Source organism: Geodermatophilus sp. SYSU D00697 (assembly GCF_054050175.1).
The window spans coordinates 1-16128 of sequence record NZ_JBJGYV010000014.1 but is presented as its reverse complement, the minus strand read 5'-3'; the positions used below and the strand labels follow the sequence as shown (position 1 = coordinate 16128).

Genomic DNA, 16128 nt, shown 5'->3' with positions numbered 1-16128 from the left:
CGGCGTGTGTTGTGGGTCACAGCCTGCCCGCGGGCCGGGGGCCGATCAAGGGGCCGGGGTCTGATCCCCGGTGTCGACCGCGGCGGTGTGGCCGGCGATCGCCTCGGCCAGGGGACCGACCACGGCGGCCGGCAGGGCGTGGCCCATCCCGGGGACGGTGACCAGCCGCGCGGAGCCGATGACCCGCGCGAGGTGCGCCGCGTGCGGCGGCGGGTTGATCGGGTCCAGCGGCGCCTCGACGACCAGCGTCGGCACCCGGACGGCGGCCAGCTCGGCTCCGCGGTCGAGGCCGGACTGGTCGGCGAGCGCGTGGGCCACCGGGGCGCGGGAGGTGCCGCTGTGGGCGATGACCCGCTCCTCGAGCGCCCGGAACTCCGCCGGGTCGAACGGCACGCCGTCCCCGGCCAGCAGCCGCCAGTGCTCCACCCGCCAGGCCAGCTCGGCGTCGGTGTCCCGCTCCTCCCCCATCGTCGCCCAGTACGCCAGCAGCCGGGGGTCGGGGCCGGGCAGGTCGCTTCCGCCCGCGACGTCGGCCAGCCCGGTGCCGAGCGCGGAGGTGCAGAGCAGGGTGGCGCTGCGCAGCCGGTCGGGGGCGTCGAGCAGCAGCAGCTGGACCAGCGTGCCGCCCATCGACATGCCGACCACGTGCGCCCGCTCGACACCGAGCGCGTCGAGGACCCGGACGGCGTCGGTGGCGAGGTCCCGGACGGCGTAGGGCCGCCGCTCGAAGGCCCGCGTCGAGCGGCCGGTGTCGCGGTGGTCGTACCGGACCACCCGGTGCTGCTCCGCGAGCCGGTCGACCAGCGTGTCGGGCCAGGTGACCCCGCTGGCGTTGGCCCCCATGACCAGCAGCATCGGCGTCGCCGTGCGGTCTCCTCCACCCGTCCCGCCGCGCTCCTCGGCCCACAGCTCGACGTCCGGCGCCACGGGGATCCGGTGCTCCACGGCGTCCACCCTGGCCGCCCGGCGACCGGTTCGTCGACCCGGTTTCGGCGGGGCCCATGCTGGAGGACATGACGAGCAGCGCGCACGCGGCCGGCCGGGACCAGGAGTCGCAGCGGGCGCACGCCGTCCCCCGGGAGGCCGCGGACGGGCCACCGCCGTGGGTCGCGGTCTGCGGCACCCCGGTCGCCGTCGTCCAGGGCAGCTGGAGCGGGCGGCGCGGCCTGGGCTCGGGCGACCCGTGCCCGGAGTGCGCGCGGCTGGCCGGGTCCTGACCCGCCGGCTCAGCGGGCCGGGCCGAGGACGAACGCCAGCGCGAGCAGGCCGACGACGACCCCGCTGAGGGCCAGGGCCGCGATCGGCAGCCCGCCGGCGCGGACGGCCGGGAGGTCCGCGCCCGGGACCGGGGACCCGACGGCGGCCCGGTACCTCCGCTGGGCGGCGACGGCCACGGCGACGGCCTGCACCAGGCCCACCCCCGCCACCGCGACGGCCACGGCGCCGGCCACCGGCGCGGCCAGGCGGCCGGCGCCCACCGCGCCCACGGCCAGGGCCAGGGCCGTGCGCCGCCAGGCCAGCGCGGTGCGCTCGGCCTGCAGGCCGGCGTCGCCGCCGCCGGAGGGCGCGCTCACCGCAGCACCCCGCTCACCGGATCACCAGGCCGAGCAGCAGGAGGACGCCGGCGGCGAGCGTGCCCGCGGCGATGACCGGGGACAGCCGGGGCGCCGGCAGCGGCCGCCCCAGGCGCATCGCCCGCTCGGTGGCGACCCAGCCCCACCACGCCTGCAGCGGCGCCAGGACCCCCAGGCCGACCAGCAGGAGGGCGCAGGCCAGGCGCAGCCCGGCCGACGGCGGGATCTCCAGCGCCTCCAGTGCCACGCCCGCCGCGGCCAGCGCCAGGGACGTGCGGACCCAGGCGAGGAAGGTCCGCTCGTTGGCCAGGCTGAACCGGGGGTCGGGCTCCTCCCCCTGCTCGTAGACCACCCGCGGGAAGCGGCCGCGCGGCCGCGGTCCGCTCACCGGTCGAGGTCCCGGGGTCGGTGGTCCACGCGCCCGATCCTGCACCCCCGCGCCGGCCGGCCGGCCGGACACCCGCAGGGGGGAACCCCGTCGCCGGACCGGGCGGCAGTCCACCCGGGCGGTCACGCAGCGTCACCCTCCGGCGGCGAGGGTGCCGGGGTGACGAGCACGCGGCGAGGGACCGCTCGGCAGCCGGTGGCGGCGCGGATCGCGCGGTCGGTGGCCGTGCTCGCGGCGCTGGCCGGGTCGGTCACCGTCGGGTCCTCCGAGGACCGCCGCGACCCCTTCCCGCGCTGGGTGGTCGGGGCGGTCGACACGCCGCGCTGAGCCGCCTGCCGACGGCGGGCGCGGCCTCGCCAGGCGGACGCGCCACGGACCGGCGGGCCCTCTGTCGCCCGCCTGGCGAGGTGGTCTCAGTGTGACGGACCGCTGGTCGTCCGCGAGTCGGCGTCGGCGAGGCGGCGTCCCTGGAGCGGCGTCCGGAGAGGCGGCGTCCATGAGGCGGCGCCGCGCGACTCAGAGGACGCCGCTCCGACGGGCGGCGTCCACCAGGTGCCGGCGCCCGGAGACCGCCAGCTTGTCCTGCACCCGGCGGATCCGGGTGCGGGCGGCGTTGCTCGTGACCGACATCGCGGCGGCGATCTGGGCCGTGGACCTGCCCTCCGCCAGGTGGCGGAGCAGCTGCCGGTCACGGTCGGTGAGGGCCCGGTTCCCGTCCGCGGGGCGTGGGTCAGGTCGGCGGCGCGGCCAGGGCACGGCGCCCTCCGCCGAGGGTCGGCGCGGCGCGGGGACCGGGCACCGCGGGCCAGGGTCGGCGCGGGGCGCACACGGCACGGGGTCCTCCCAGGGGCACGAACGGGCGGAGGGTGGGCCACCGCACGACTCGGTCGTCCGCCATCCGGTGGTGCCACGCTAGGGAGCGGAGGCACGGGGCGCTTTACGGATCGGGTCGTGCCTCTTACCTTTTCGCGCATCGCCGAGGAGGGGACCGCCGATGCGGCCTCGCATGCGGAGCGCGGCGCTCACCGGGTACGCCGACCTGGCGCGGTCGCTCGGCCTGGACCCGGCGAGGCTGCTGTCCTCCGTGGGTCTGGACCCCGCCGACCTCGACGTCCCGGACCGGTGGATCCCCGGGGCCGCCGCCGCGCGCCTGCTCGAGCTCTCCGCCCGGGACGCCGACTGCCCCGACTTCGGCCTGCGCATGGCCGAGAAGCGCCGGCTGGGCACCCTCGGCCCGATCAGCGTCGTGCTCCGTGACCAACCGGACCTCGGCAGCGCCCTGGACCTGCTGATCCGGTACGAGCGCGTGTACAACGAGGCGTTCCACGTGCGCCTGGCGCAGCTCGACGGCCTGGCGACGCTCACCGTGTGGCTCGAGTTCGGCGAGCCCGCGCCGACCGACCAGGCGCTCGACACGGTCATGGCGGCCGTCCTGGGGGTCATCCGGGCGCTCGTGGGCGCGAGCTGGACACCGCTGTCGGTCTCCTTCACCCGCCCGGAGCCCGGTGACCCGGGGCCCTACCGCCGCCTGTTCGGCCCCGGGGTCCGGTTCGGCCAGGACGGCACCTGCGTGGCCTTCCGCGCGCGGGACCTGGCCGCTCCCGTCCTCATCTCCGACGCGTCCCTGCGGCCCTACACCCAGCAGCTCCTGCGCACGGTCGTGGCCCCCGGGGCGCGCACGGCGATCGACCAGGTGGCGGAGGTGGTCGAGCTGCTGCTCCCGCTGGGCCGCTGCTCGGTGCAGCTGGTGAGCCGGCACCTGGGGCTGCGGCCGAGGGCGCTCCAGCACCACCTGGCGGAGGAGGGCGCCAGCTTCTCATCGGTCGTGCACGCCACCCGGGCCCGCCTGGTCGAGCGCTACCTGCCCAACGACCGGCTCTCGCTGACCGACGTGTCCCAGCTGCTGGGTTTCGGCGCACCGAGTGCGTTCACCCGGTGGTTCCGCGAGCGGTTCGGCACGACTCCGAGCCAGTGGCGCGCGGCCGCCCGCACCGGGACCCGCTCCACGGCCCCGACGGCGGACGAGACCCCGGCCCCGGCACCGGACGGGCGCTGAGGCCCGTGGCCCACCCCCGGCGGCCCTCCTCCGGTGACCCGGGCGAGGAGCAGGCAGCGACCGGCCAGGGAGCCGGCCCCGCGTCGGCTGCGGACCCCGCGAGCGGGCGCCCGGCCGGTGGGGCGCGCAGCGCGTTCGCCTGGGTCGTGTTCGCGCTGTCCTTCACGCTGCTGCTGTCGGACCACATGTCGCGCCACGTCCTCACGGCCGTGCTCCCGCTGGTCGGCGAGGAGTTCGGGCTGTCGGACACGCAGCTGGGTGCGCTGACCGGCGTCGTGGCCGTGGGGGTCGCCGTCCTGAGCGTCCCGCTGTCCCTCCTCGCGGACCGCGTCGGGCGGGCGCGGGCGGTGCAGGCGATGGCCGTGGTGTGGAGCCTGGCCACCCTCGCCTGCGCCCTCGCCGGCAGCTACGAGCAGCTCCTGGCGGCGCGCACGGTCCTCGGGATCGGCGAGGCGGCCTACGCGAGCGCCGGGCTCGCCCTGGTCCTCACCGTCGTCCCCGCCGCCCGCCGGGCGGTGATCGCGGGCGCCTTCCTCGCCGGCGCCTCGCTCGGGGTCGTGCTGGGCGTGCTGCTCGGCGGTGTCGTCGCGGCGGCGTACGGCTGGCGCTGGTCGTTCGCCGTCATGGCCGCCGTGGGGCTCGCGCTGGCCGGCCTGCACGCGCTCGTCGTCACCGACCGGCGGGTGGCCGACCGGGTCGTGCCGGCACCGGACGACGGCCCGGCGGCCGAGGCCGACGGCGGGCGGGCGCGGCTGACCGCGCTCGTCCCGAGCCCGTCCCTGCTGTGCGCCTACCTCGGCAGCGGCCTCCAGTTGTTCGTGGCCGGGGCGCTCATCGCGTGGCTGCCGACCTACCTGACCCGGACCCACCACCTGTCGACCGACCGCGCCGCGCTGGTGGCCGCGGCCGTCCTCCTCTGCATCGGCCTGGGCATGGTCGGCTGCGGCTGGGCCACCGACGCGGCCAGCCGCACCCGGCCGGACGGCCGCTGGACGACGGCGGTCGCGTACTGCCTGGCCTCCCTGGCGTGCCTCGGCTCGGCCTTCTCACTGGGACCCGGTGGCGCCCAGCTGGTGCTGCTGGCCGTGGGGGCGTTCTTCGTGGCCGGGATCGCCGGCGCGGCCGGTGCGCTCGTGACCGCGATGACCGCCGAGTCCCTCCGCGCGACCGGGCTGGGCGTGTTCGCCCTGGCCAACAACCTGCTGGGGCTGGCGGCCGGCTCGTTCGTGGTCGGGCTGCTCGCCGACCGGGTGGGCCTGGCCGAGGCGATGCGCGCAGCACCCCTCGTGTCGGTCGCCGCGGTCGTCGTCCTCCTGCTCGGGAGACGGGCGGCGCGCGGGACCCGGCCGCCCGTACCCCGGGAAACCGTCCGGAGAGGGTGAGGACCCCGGCAGCCGGGCCCGCGAGCATCGCCACACGTCGGTCCCGGGAGGTGTGCGGTGGCGTCGGTGCGTGCCCGGCGGTGGTGGGCGCGGGGGTCCCTGGCGCTCGTCGCCGCCGCCTTCCTGCTGCTGGTGTCCTTCGCCGGGGACGGCGGGCTGTGGCTGGTCCTGCTGACCGTGGCGGCCGTCGCGGTGGTCGTGGCCGCGGCCTTCTGGTTCCTGCTGCACCGGGGGCCGGTGCGCTGGCTGGCCCTGACCCTGGCCGTGGGCACGCCCGTGGCGCTCGTCGTGGTGTTCGCGGTCGCCGGCCTGCTGTGGGTGGCGGTCACGGCCGCCGTCCTGCTCGCCGCCGGGGTGGCCGCCGCGCACACGGCGCTGCGCCCGCACCGGGCCGAGTGGGCCCTGCCGGTCACCGACACCCCGCCGCCGCGGCACCCGTTCGTCGTCATGAACCCCCGCTCCGGCGGGGGCAAGGTCGGCCGGTTCGGGCTGCGGGAACGGGCGGAGGAGCTCGGCGCGGAGGTGGCCCTGCTCGACCGGCCCGGCACCGACGTCCAGCAACTGGCCCGGGACGCCCTGGCCCGGGGTGCGGACCTGCTCGGCGTGGCCGGTGGGGACGGCACCCAGGCGCTGGTCGCGCAGGTCGCGGCCGAGCACAGCGTGCCCTTCCTGGTCGTCAGCGCGGGCACCCGCAACCACTTCGCCCTCGACCTGGGGCTGGACCGCCAGGACCCCGCGCGCTGCCTCGACGCGCTGCGCGACGGCGTGGAGGCCCGGATCGACCTCGGCGAGGTCAACGGCCGGCCGTTCGTGAACAACGCCTCCTTCGGCGCGTACGCCGAGATCGTGGAGAGCCCCGCGTACCGCGACGACAAGCGCGGCACCACCCTGCAGGCGCTCCCGGACCTGCTCAGCCGCCGGCGTGGCGCGCACCTGGTCGCCGAGGTCGGCGACGTGGTCATCGACGCACCGCAGGCGCTGCTGGTGAGCAACGACCCCTACGAGGACTCCGACCTCGCCGGGATGGGCCGGCGGTCCCGGCTCGACCGCGGCGTGCTCGGGGTGATCGCGGTGCGGGTGGACACCGCCCGGCAGGCCGTCGGGCTGCTGCAGGGCGCCCACCAGCGCGGTCTGCAGCGGGCGGAGGCGCGGGAGGTGCTGGTCACCGCCGACGTCCCCGAGGTGCCGGTGGGGATCGACGGGGAGACGGTGCGGCTGTCGGTCCCCGTCCGCTGCACCGTGCGCCCGCGCGCCCTGCGCGTCCGGCTCCCCCGGGAACGGCCGGGCACCCGGCCCCCGCGGGGTCGCGTGCGGTGGGTGGCGCTGTGGCGGCTGGCCACCGGCCGGCCGCCGGCACCGGAGCCGGGAGCGGCCGACCGGCCCGCGCCGGTGGGCGCGGACCCCGCTGCCCCCGCGGCCGGCCGGGACGGCTGAGTCGCCTCACGCCGGGGCCGCGCGAGGCGGGTCCGGCCGCTCCAGCACGGCGGTCTCCACCTCCGGCGCGGCGGGGGGCGCGGGCCAGGTGGCGCCGGTCCGCCGCTGGAAGGCCTCGACGGCCGCCTCCACGGTCGGGAAGAAGTACCGCGGCTCGATCTCGCGGGTCAGCCCGTAACCCTCGACCTCGCGCCGGACCGGGTCCTTGAGCTCGGCGAACACGAGGGTCTGACCTCGACCGTCCAGCAGCCGGTCGAGGTCGAGGAGGACGTCGGCGGCCGTGGTGTCCACGTCGGTGATCGGCTCGGCGGCGACCACGATCCACCGGGGCGCGGGCTCGGTGCGGGCGAGCGCCGTGACCTCCTCGCGGAAGGTCTTGGCGTTGGCGAAGAACAGCGGCGCGTCGAACCGGTAGATCACCAGCCCCGGGAGCTGCCGGGCGTCCGGGTAGGAGCGGACGTCGTGGTACCCGGCGACGCCGTCGGGCCGCCCGAGGACGGTCTGGTACGGGCGCCAGGCCCGCCGGAAGACGTTGAGGATCGACAGGCCGACGGCGATCGCGATGCCGGGCAGGACGCCGAGCAGCGCCACCCCGGCGAACGCGACGATCGACAGGGTGAACTCGACGCGGCGCTGGCGCCACAGGCGGGCGGTACCCGGCAGGTCGGCCAGCGAGAGCGACGCGGTGATCACCACCGCCGCCAGCGCCGCCTGCGGCAGGTCCCGGAACAGGCCCGGCAGGAACACGATCATCACCAGGATGAGCGCGGCTCCGGTGACCCCGGTGAGCTGCGTGCGCATCCCCGCGCGCTCGGCCACCGCGGTGCGGGAGGCGCTGGTGCTGACCGGGAAGCCCTGGAACAGGCCGGCGGCCAGGTTGGCCGCGCCGATGCCGACCATCTCCTGGTTGCCGCGCACCTCCTGGCCGGTGCGCTCGGCGAAGGAGGACGCGGTGGAGATGGTGTCCGCGAGCGAGACCAGCGCGATCGCCAGCGCGCCGGCGACCAGCGGAGCCACGTCGGACCACGCGACGGCGGGGACGGTCAGCGGTGGGAAGCCCTCTGGCAGCACCCCGACGAGGCTCACCCCGCGCTGCCCGAGGCCGAAGGCGCTGCTGGCGGCGATGGCCAGGACCACCATGACCAGCACACCCGGCACGCGAGGCGCCCACCGGCGGAGGGCGAGGACGACGGCGATGCCGCCGACCCCGACGGCCGCGGCGGCCGGGACGGTCTCCCCCCGCGCGACGCCCGCGACGAACCCGGCGAGCTCCACGAGCAGCCCGTCGCCGTCCACCGAGAACCCGAGCAGCTTGGGCAGCTGGCCGACCAGGATGGTCAGCGCCAGCCCGTTCATGTAGCCGATCATGGTGGGCTTCGAGAGCAGGTCGGCGACGAAGCCCAGGCCGGCCCAGCCCGCAGCGATCATGACCGCCGCGGTCAGGACGGCCAGCATCGAGGCGAGCGCCACCGCCCGCTCGGGGTCGCCGCCCGCCGCCACGAGCGGCAGCACGGTCGCGGCGATCATCGGCCCCAGCGAGGAGTCGGGCCCGAGCACCAGGATGCGGGACGGGCCGAAGAGCGCGTAGGCGAGCAGGCAGGTGATGGTCGTGTACAGGCCGGTGATCGACGGCAGCCCCGCCAGCTGGGCGTAGGCCATCCCCTGCGGCACCAGCAAGGTGGTCAGCACGATCCCGGCCACGACGTCCTTGACCAGCCAGCTCCTGCGGGAGCCGGCCGGCGCGCGGAGGCCGGGCGGCACCGGTGTCATGGCTCCCACCTCACCGGCCGCCGCGGTAGCTCTCCCGCACCCTCTTCTCCACGAGGATCGGGACGAACGCCTGCACCCGCGCGCCGGCGAACGCCGCGAGCGCGACGGCGGCCCGCTCCCGGACCTCCGCGGGGTCCGCGCCGTGGTCCCGCACGATCCGGGCCACCAGGAGGTCCACGAAGGACGTCCCGGGTGGGAGGGGCTCGTCGTCCTCGGGAACGACCCCTGCAGCGACGGCGGTCACCGGCGCACCTCCTCGCCCCCGGCAGCCCTGGCGCGGACCGTCCCACCGTTGCGGCCGGGCGGTCCGTGGGCATCGTCCGCGGGGGGTGACCGGCCCGGAGCGCCACAGATCAGGCTCCCGCCGCGTCCAGGCGCCGGGCGAACAGGCCGAAGAGGACGCCGAGGGCGTTGGTCGCCCAGTGCGCCCCGGCGCTGGCGACCACGCTGCCGCTGCGCCGGCGCAGCTCCCCGAACACCAGGCCGCCGACCGTCGTCAACGCCACGGTGGCCACGACGACCACGGCGCTGCCACCACCCCCGACCGCGTCGGAGACGCCGCGGTCGGTGGTCCCGATGCCCAGCGCGGGGAAGACGTGCCACAGCCCGAAGAGCACGGAGGTGGTGACCAGCACCTGCCCCGGCCGGCAGTGGCGGGACAGCGTCGCCCACAGCACCGAGCGGAACGCGACCTCCTCGAGGAGCACCGTACCGAGCGGGATGACCAGCAGGGCGGTGCGCAGCGCGCCCGGCAGCGGGAGGTCGTAGCGGTCGTCCTGGAACGCCGGCCGCGTCCACGGGAGCAACACCCCGACCACGTAGACGCCGGCGACGACGGCCCCCGCCCCCAGTGCCCACCGGCAGCCGGCCCGCAGCCGGTCCCGGCCCAGGCCCAGCTGCGCCCAGGTCAGCCCGTCCAGCCGGGCCCAGGCCAGCAGCGCGGCGCCCTGGAGCCCCCGCACCCACCAGGGCGGGTGCAGCGAGTGGTCGACCACGTTGATCGCAACCAGCGTGACGACGACGGCCCCCGAGACCAGTCGGTACCGCCGGCGGGGGGCAGCGGACGTCCGCACGCCGGTGCGCCGGCCAGGTCAGCCCCCGCCGAGCAGCCGGCGCAGCCGCTCGGTGTCGACGTCGGTCCACCCGGGCGGCTGCCCCACCTGCGCCCACGCGTCCGCGTAGTCGGCCTCGTACCGGTGCCCGTGCCCGTCCGGCACGCCGGTCGAGAACGCCAGGTCGGCCGTGACCTGCCAGAAGGTGACGAAGGGCAGCCACACCATCTCGGGTGACACGTCGGGACCGCGCGGACCCTCGAGCCAGTCCGGGCGCTGGAGGACCAGCCGCGGCGACCACCAGACGATCGGGTCGGAGGCGTTCTGCAGGTAGGCCACCCGGGGCTCGCCCCACGGCGCCGGGGGGCCGGTGAGGTCGGGCGCCTCGTCGGCGAAGCGGACCGTGCGGCCCTCGTCGTACACCGGCAGCCACTCCGGCGAGCCGGCGTCCCGGTCGGCCACGAGGCCGCGCCACAGCTCGTTGAAGTTCGGCGGCCCGGCCCACACCACTCCGGCGGTGCGGTTCCGGATGTCCCCCAGGCCGCTGAAGGCGGCCTCCCCGCCGAAGGTCCCCAGGCTCTCGCCCAGGACGTACAGCCGCGGCCGGTCGTCCGGCGGCAGCTGGGCCCACGCGCCGTACACCGCGTCGAACAACGCCCGCCCCGCGTCTCGGGCCTTCGCCTGGTCGACGAGGAAGGACAGCCAGCTGGGCAGGTACGAGTACTGCACGGCCACCATGGCGGTGTCCCCGTTGAACGTGTACTCCAGGGCCGCACCGGCCGCGGGGTCGACCCAGCCCGTCCCGGTGGTGGTCACCACCACGAGCACCTCCCGGTCGAGGCCGCCGGCTCGCTGGAGGTCGCGCACGGCGAGGTCCGCGCGGTCGGCGACGTCCTCGGCGGAGGCCAGCCCGGCGTAGGCGCGGACCGGCTGGCGCGCCGGGCGGCCGGAGAAGGCGGCGAGCTCCTCCGGGGTGGGGCCGGTGCCGACGAAGTTGCGTCCCTGCAGGCCCAGCTGCTCCCACGCCACCAGGGACCCGGGGCCGCCCGACCGTTCGGGGACGGTCGGGCGGACGGCGCCGGCCTCGGTGCCGTCGTCCTTGACGCTGAACGCGGAGTTGGCGGCCTCGACGAGTCCCTGGAACAGCACGCCGTTGAGCAGGACCACGACGAGCGCGCCGACTGCCACCACGCCGAGCGGCCGCGCGACCCGCGAGGGGAGGACCCGGCCGAGCCACCGGACGAGCCGGCGGGCCAGCCAGCGGACACCGCGGGCGACCGCGACCAGGCCCGCGAAGACCAGCACCGCGACGACGACGATCCCGGCGGAGGACCACCCCTCGGGTGGCTCGAGGCCCATGAGCAGGTGGGTGTCCCGCTGCCAGCGCGCGCCGGACCAGAGCGCGACCAGGACGAGCAGCGGCCCGGCCACGGCCAGCACGTGCCAGGCGCGGCGGCGGGCGGTGGCCGACAGCCGGGCGTCGGCGAGCTCCGCGACGAACCAGGCGACCGCGACGCCGAGCCCGTAGCCGATCGCCGCCGTGACCCCGCCGACCACGCCCTGGAGCAGCCAGCCGCGGGGCAGCAGCGAGGGGGTGAGCGAGGCGCAGCCGAGCACGACCGCGCCGACCGTCCCGCTCCAGGTGTAGCGCGGCAGCCGGCGCGTCCACCGCCGGGCCGGGCGCCGGGGAGTCCCCGCGGACGTCGCCGTCGTCGGCGGTGGAGCGACACCCGTGTCCTCGGACGGGGGCCTCGTCGCCGGTTCAGTCGTCATCGCACGCTCCGCTCGTGGTCGCGACGACGCTACGGAGGCTCCGGCGGTCGGAACTCCTACCGGGAGGATGAGCCGCGGACGCGAGCCCGCGCCCACCATCCCGCCATGGCACGAGCACGGGTGCACCCACGACGGCGGATCCCGGTGCGGTGGCCCGAGCCGGGATCGCCGCCGGACGTCGGGCTGCTCGTGGCCGCGGCGACGGCCCCCGGCACGTTCACGCCCTCGCTGTCGCCCCGCAGCGCGGTCGACCAGGGGCTGGTGACGGGGCTGGCCACCGGGGTGCACTTCCTGCTGTCGGTCGCGGCGCAGGACGCGCTCGAGGCCACCGGCCGGCGGGTCGCCGGCGCGGGGGCGTCCCCGGCCGCCCGGCGCGCCGGGGCGATCGCGGTCGACGCCGCGGCGGTGCCCCTCGGGCTCACCCTGCTCCGGGCCCTGCCGCCGCGGGCCGAGGACCCGCTCCGGGGAGCCGTGCGCCAGGCCGCCTGGCGGCTGGGTGCCACCGGGCTCAGCGGCGCGCTGCTCGGCGGCGCCCAGCTCGGCGCGCGCGAGCTCGACGACCGCCTGCGGCTCGGGGGGCGCCTGGCCGCCGTCCCGCTGGCGGTCCCGGTCGGCCTGGGGGTCGCCTACGTGCTGGACCGGCTCCGCGCGGACGGGCGCACCGAGGGGGCAGGAGCTCCCTCACCGCTGAGGTCCCTGGCCGCCGCGTCCGGGGTCGTCGGGTCGCTGGCCGGCGTCGCCTACGGGGAGCACGCCCTCACCGACCTCGTCGCCCGGCGGCTGGCCGCGGTCCTGCCCGGGGCGCCGGGACCCTGGCGGCTGGCCGGCCATGCGGGTTCCCTCGCCGGCCTGGGGCTCGCCGTCTCCGCGGTCTGGCACCGGGCGATGCGGCGGATCGAGGCGCGGACGTCGGTCGACGTCCCGGTGCTCGAGCCGGGCGAGGGCGACCGGTGGGTGCCGTCGACGGTCAGCGGGGGCCCCGGCAGCCTGGTGGCCTGGGAGGGCATGGGGCGCGACGGCCGGCTGCACGCCCTCGCCTCGGTCCGCCCGGAGCCACTGGTCGAGCGTCCCGACGGGGTGCCGGACCTGTCGATCGAGACCGTCATGGGCACGCCCGCCCGCGCCGCCCCCGTGCAGGTGTACGTCGGGCTGGACAACGCGCCGAGCCGGCGGGCACGGGTGGACCTCGCGATGGCCGAGCTGGAGCGGACCGGCGCGTTCGACCGTTCGCTGCTCGTCCTCGTCTCGCCGACCGGCACCGGCTACGTCAACTACGTCGCGGTCGCCGCGCTGCAGTACCTCGCGCTCGGCGACGTCGCCACCGTGACCCTGCAGTACTCGCGCCGTCCGTCCCCGCTGTCCCTCGGCATGGTGCCCCGGGCTCGAGAGCAGAACCGGCTGCTGTGGCTGCGGGTCCTGCAGCGCCTCCGCGACCGTCCGGGACGCCGTCCGCGCGTCGTGCTCTTCGGCGAGAGCCTCGGCGCGCACACCAGCCAGGACGTGTTCCTGCACTGGGGGACGCTCGGCCTCGACGCGATGGGGATCGACCGGGCGCTGTGGATCGGGACGCCGTACGGGAGCGGGTGGATGCGCCAGGTCACCCGCGGCGGCCGCCTCGACGTCGACCCCGACGCCGTCGCCGTCGTCAACGACCACGCCCAGTCGACCGCCCTGGTCGAGCAGCGCGGCTGCACGCCGCGGTTCGTCCTGCTCAGCCACGACAACGACGGCGTGACGAGGTTCGGCCCGGACCTGCTCTGGTACCCGCCGGACTGGCTGGGTACCGACCGGCCCCGCCCGGAGCCGGTCGTCGCGGGGAGCCCCCGCGGCATCCCCCCGGCCATGCGGTGGCGGCCGGTGACCTCGTTCTTCCAGGGCCTCGTGGACATGAAGAACGCGCAGACGTCGTCCGGGGCCTTCGGGGCGACGCAGCACGACTACCGCGCGGACCTGCCGCGGTTCCTCAGCAGCGTGTTCGGGCTGCCCGCGTCCGAGGAGCAGCTGGTCCGGATCGAGGAGACGCTGCAGGTGCGCGAGACCGTGCGCGAGCGGCTGTTCGCCGTCGTCCCCGGTGCCGTCGGCTGACCCATCCGCACATCCTCCGGACCGGATGGTGCGCGCGGGGGCGCGGGAGTCGACCCTGCCGCCATGCGGACGAGTCTGGAAGCGCACCTGGGGTCCCGGCAGGTCGGCAGGGTCGTCTACGGCTCGATCATCGGGCTGGCCCTGGTCGTGGCGATCGAGAAGCACCCGCCGCAGGCGTGGGTCATGGCCGTCTGGCTGCTCGGGACGGCCCTGGCGGTCGGCCTGGCGGAGGTCTACAGCGAGGTCGTGGGTGCCGAGACCAGCACGCGGGCGCCGGTCACCCGGTCCCAGTTCGGGCACATGGCCGAGGACGCCGCGGCGGTCGGCTTCGGCGTCGCCTTCCCCGCCGTCTTCTTCCTGCTGTCGGCGCTCGGGCTGCTCGACGTCCACGCCGCGTTCACGGTCGCGAAGTGGACCGGCCTGGCCCTGATCGGCTTCTACGGGTACTGGGCGGCCCGGTTCGCCGGCGCCACGACCCACCAGGCCCTGCTCAAGGGCGCGCTGGTGGCCCTGATCGGAGCCGGGCTGATCGGGCTCAAGGCAGTCGTGCACTGACCGGCGGGCGCACGGTCAGGCCCGCTCGAGCGCCTCGCCGAAGTCGTGCAGGAGCCGGAGGTGCTGCTGCTGGACGAGCAGGTGCCCGGCGCCGATGGCCGCGGCGACGGGCCACTCCACGAGGCCGACCGCCACCAGGGTGGCCAGACCGCCGAACCAGACCAGGCTGTCGAGCGGCGGCAACCGCACGGTCCCGAGGACGGGGAGGGGGACGTCGACGGAGTTGCCCTGGATGGCCCGCAGCACCGCCCCGTGGCCGATCCGGAGCGTCTGCGCGACCGTGGCGGTGTCGGCCGTCGCCGGCGTGCACTGGTCCGCTGTCGTCACCACTGGCTCCCCCTCCCACCCGGGGCCTTCGACCGACCCCGTCCCCTCCCCGCAGCCGCCCACGGGTCGCCATGCTCCGTCCGCGAGGTGGCGGCAGCCTCCCCCGGGAGGGGTGAACCGGGCACCGCGCGCACCAGCCACCGGGCCCGGCGGGCGTGAGCGGGCGACACGGCCACGAGGGTCGGCGCCTGGACCGGGCCCGCCGGACCCGCGCAGGAGGCGGTGACGGGCCGGGTCATCCGGGCGGGATGACGCCCGTCGGTACCGGTGACCTCCTACGGTCGGGAGCGGCACAGGAGGCGGTCATGGTCCGGCAGAGCGCCAGCCCGGCGAGAACCAGCGGCACCGGTGGTCGGTCCAACGGCGGGCGGCTCAGCGGCGGGGTCGTCGCGACGCTGGCGGGCGGCGGCCTGCTCGTCGTGTTCCTGCTGCAGAACACCGCGGACGTCACCCTGCGGTTCCTGGTCTGGGGCTTCACCTGGCCGCTGTGGCTGTTCACCCTGGTGGACGCGCTGCTGGGAGCGGTCCTGTGGATCGGGCTCGGCGTGCTGCGCCGGCACCGTCGTCGGGTGGCGCGGCGCGCCGCCCGGTCCGACTGACGGCGTCGTGGCCGGTCACCACCCGGCGGAGGGGCGGGGGCGGCTGCCGGGGACGGCGGACGACGCGGTCGTCGCCTCCGGCCCGCGTGCCTCGCGGGAGGGAGCCGGGATGCTGACCGTCGAGGGCCTCCGGACGGCCGGGAGGCGGCTGGAGTCGACGCTGTCCGGCCGCTCGGTGGCCTCCTTCGTGGCCCTGCGGGGGATCGACCGGGCGACGGCCATGGCCGCCTCGGCCTTCACCGCCCTGATCCCGCTGGTCATCCTGGCCTCGGGGCTGGCGTCGGCGGACCACCGCGACCTGGTCTCCGACGTGCTCATCCGCAGGTTCCACCTCGGCGGGTCCGCTGCCGAGGCGGTGCGCGGGCTCTTCGCGCACCCGTCCACCGCCTCGACCGGCGTCTTCAGCGTGGTGCTCCTCGTCTTCTCGGGCGTCTCGCTGACCCGGCGGCTGCAGCGGGTGTACCAGGACGCCTGGGGGCTCCCCCCGCGCCGTGGGGTCAGGGGTTCCCTACACGCCACCCTCGCCCTCGCCGTCCTGCTGGTGGAGATCGGCCTGCTGTTCCTGCTGCGCACGCTGGTCAGCGCGCTGCCCGCCGGCTGGCTGCTGGGCGGGGCGGTCTCCGTCCTGGGCAGCCTCGTGCTCTGGACGGCCGTCCCGTGGCTCCTGCTGGACCGGCGGGTCCCCTGGCGCCGGCTGGTGCCGACCGGTGCCCTCACGGCGGTCTGCGCGGGCGTCTACGCGCTGGCCACCACGGTCTACATGCCCCGCCTGATGGCCACGTACAGCCTGCGCTACGGGTTGTTCGGCGTGACGCTCGCGCTCATCGGCTGGCTGCTGTGCGTCTCGATCGTCGTGGTCGCGGCGACGGTCGTGGCCGCCGAGTTCGACCGCAGCCCGGCCGGGTGGGCCGCGCGCGTGCGCCACCGGCTCGGTCCGGCGCGCGCCGGTGACCCTGCGCCGGCACCCGACGGGTGCGGGCCCGGGGGCGAGCGTCCCGTGCGCGGCTGACCTCCCGGGGTGCAGACCGGCCGCGCGGATCCGGTCGGTCCGCGCGCACCCGGTGGAGTCACGGCCCGGGCGCCGGGGCCCGCCCGCCCCCGCCGCACCCCCCCCCGGCGCCCCGCAAACCGTG

General features: G+C 77.1%; 18 protein-coding genes. 9 read left to right on the top strand and 9 right to left on the bottom strand.

Going from position 1 to position 16128, the window contains the following annotated elements; translation table 11 throughout:
• Positions 1–45: 45 nt before the first annotated feature.
• A complete protein-coding gene (locus ACI79C_RS13590) occupies positions 46–945 on the bottom strand; it encodes an alpha/beta fold hydrolase (protein WP_456946192.1) in 900 nt (299 codons plus the stop codon).
• A 68-nt stretch (positions 946–1013) separates the two neighbouring features.
• Between ACI79C_RS13590 and ACI79C_RS13585 the strand changes: the two genes are divergently transcribed.
• Complete coding sequence (locus ACI79C_RS13585) at positions 1014–1217, top strand: hypothetical protein (protein ID WP_456946191.1); 204 nt, start codon at positions 1014–1016, stop codon at positions 1215–1217.
• A 9-nt stretch (positions 1218–1226) separates the two neighbouring features.
• On the opposite strand, the gene ACI79C_RS13580 is transcribed toward ACI79C_RS13585, so the two are convergent.
• Positions 1227–1574 (bottom strand): DUF202 domain-containing protein, encoded by a 348-nt coding sequence (locus ACI79C_RS13580; RefSeq protein WP_456946190.1) that lies wholly within the window; start codon positions 1572–1574, stop codon positions 1227–1229.
• Between the two features lie 13 nt (positions 1575–1587).
• Positions 1588–1962 carry a YidH family protein gene (locus ACI79C_RS13575; protein ID WP_456946189.1) on the bottom strand — a complete coding sequence of 125 codons (375 nt, stop codon included), beginning with the start codon at positions 1960–1962 and terminating at the stop codon, positions 1588–1590.
• A 159-nt stretch (positions 1963–2121) separates the two neighbouring features.
• Here ACI79C_RS13575 and ACI79C_RS13570 point away from each other — a divergent pair, with 159 nt between their 5' ends.
• Entirely contained in the window at positions 2122–2289 is a 168-nt protein-coding gene (locus ACI79C_RS13570; protein WP_456946188.1) for a hypothetical protein, read from the top strand.
• Between the two features lie 189 nt (positions 2290–2478).
• On the opposite strand, the gene ACI79C_RS13565 is transcribed toward ACI79C_RS13570, so the two are convergent.
• Complete coding sequence (locus tag ACI79C_RS13565) at positions 2479–2718, bottom strand: response regulator transcription factor (RefSeq protein ID WP_456946187.1); 240 nt, start codon at positions 2716–2718, stop codon at positions 2479–2481.
• Between the two features lie 238 nt (positions 2719–2956).
• Here ACI79C_RS13565 and ACI79C_RS13560 point away from each other — a divergent pair, with 238 nt between their 5' ends.
• From ACI79C_RS13560 to ACI79C_RS13550, 3 genes are all read left to right on the top strand, one after another.
• Positions 2957–4018, top strand: coding sequence for an AraC family transcriptional regulator (locus ACI79C_RS13560; protein WP_456946186.1), 1062 nt, complete (start codon positions 2957–2959; stop codon positions 4016–4018).
• 146 nt (positions 4019–4164) lie between these two features.
• Positions 4165–5400, top strand: coding sequence for an MFS transporter (locus tag ACI79C_RS13555; RefSeq protein ID WP_456946185.1), 1236 nt, complete (start codon positions 4165–4167; stop codon positions 5398–5400).
• A gap of 57 nt (positions 5401–5457) precedes the next feature.
• Entirely contained in the window at positions 5458–6834 is a 1377-nt protein-coding gene (locus ACI79C_RS13550; protein ID WP_456946184.1) for a diacylglycerol/lipid kinase family protein, read from the top strand.
• A 6-nt stretch (positions 6835–6840) separates the two neighbouring features.
• Here ACI79C_RS13550 and ACI79C_RS13545 read toward each other — a convergent pair whose 3' ends face one another.
• The 4 genes from ACI79C_RS13545 to ACI79C_RS13530 all read right to left on the bottom strand — a co-directional run bounded on the left by ACI79C_RS13545 (position 6841) and on the right by ACI79C_RS13530 (position 11429).
• Complete coding sequence (locus tag ACI79C_RS13545) at positions 6841–8604, bottom strand: SulP family inorganic anion transporter (protein ID WP_456946183.1); 1764 nt, start codon at positions 8602–8604, stop codon at positions 6841–6843.
• A gap of 10 nt (positions 8605–8614) precedes the next feature.
• Entirely contained in the window at positions 8615–8848 is a 234-nt protein-coding gene (locus ACI79C_RS13540) for a three-helix bundle dimerization domain-containing protein (RefSeq protein ID WP_456946182.1), read from the bottom strand.
• Positions 8849–8957: 109 nt separating this feature from the next.
• Positions 8958–9677, bottom strand: a complete 720-nt coding sequence (locus ACI79C_RS13535; protein ID WP_456946181.1) for a CPBP family intramembrane glutamic endopeptidase — start codon at positions 9675–9677, stop codon at positions 8958–8960.
• Between the two features lie 18 nt (positions 9678–9695).
• Complete coding sequence (locus ACI79C_RS13530; protein ID WP_456946180.1) at positions 9696–11429, bottom strand: alpha/beta hydrolase; 1734 nt, start codon at positions 11427–11429, stop codon at positions 9696–9698.
• Positions 11430–11534: 105 nt separating this feature from the next.
• On the opposite strand from ACI79C_RS13530, the gene ACI79C_RS13525 reads away from it, so the two are divergent.
• Together ACI79C_RS13525 and ACI79C_RS13520 are read left to right on the top strand one after the other, a co-directional pair.
• Positions 11535–13514, top strand: a complete 1980-nt coding sequence (locus ACI79C_RS13525) for an alpha/beta-hydrolase family protein (RefSeq protein WP_456946179.1) — start codon at positions 11535–11537, stop codon at positions 13512–13514.
• Positions 13515–13577: 63 nt separating this feature from the next.
• Complete coding sequence (locus ACI79C_RS13520) at positions 13578–14069, top strand: hypothetical protein (RefSeq protein ID WP_456946178.1); 492 nt, start codon at positions 13578–13580, stop codon at positions 14067–14069.
• Positions 14070–14084: 15 nt separating this feature from the next.
• Here ACI79C_RS13520 and ACI79C_RS13515 read toward each other — a convergent pair whose 3' ends face one another.
• Positions 14085–14396: a hypothetical protein gene (locus ACI79C_RS13515; RefSeq protein WP_456946177.1), complete on the bottom strand. Its 312-nt coding sequence runs from the start codon at positions 14394–14396 to the stop codon at positions 14085–14087.
• A 305-nt stretch (positions 14397–14701) separates the two neighbouring features.
• Between ACI79C_RS13515 and ACI79C_RS13510 the strand changes: the two genes are divergently transcribed.
• The gene (locus ACI79C_RS13510) at positions 14702–14995 is read left to right on the top strand and encodes a lipopolysaccharide assembly protein LapA domain-containing protein (protein WP_456946176.1); all 294 of its coding nucleotides are present in this window, start codon (positions 14702–14704) and stop codon (positions 14993–14995) included.
• A gap of 109 nt (positions 14996–15104) precedes the next feature.
• On the top strand, positions 15105–16004 hold the full coding sequence (locus ACI79C_RS13505) for a YhjD/YihY/BrkB family envelope integrity protein (RefSeq protein WP_456946175.1): 900 nt from the start codon (positions 15105–15107) through the stop codon (positions 16002–16004).
• The last annotated feature ends 124 nt before the right edge of the window (positions 16005–16128 follow it).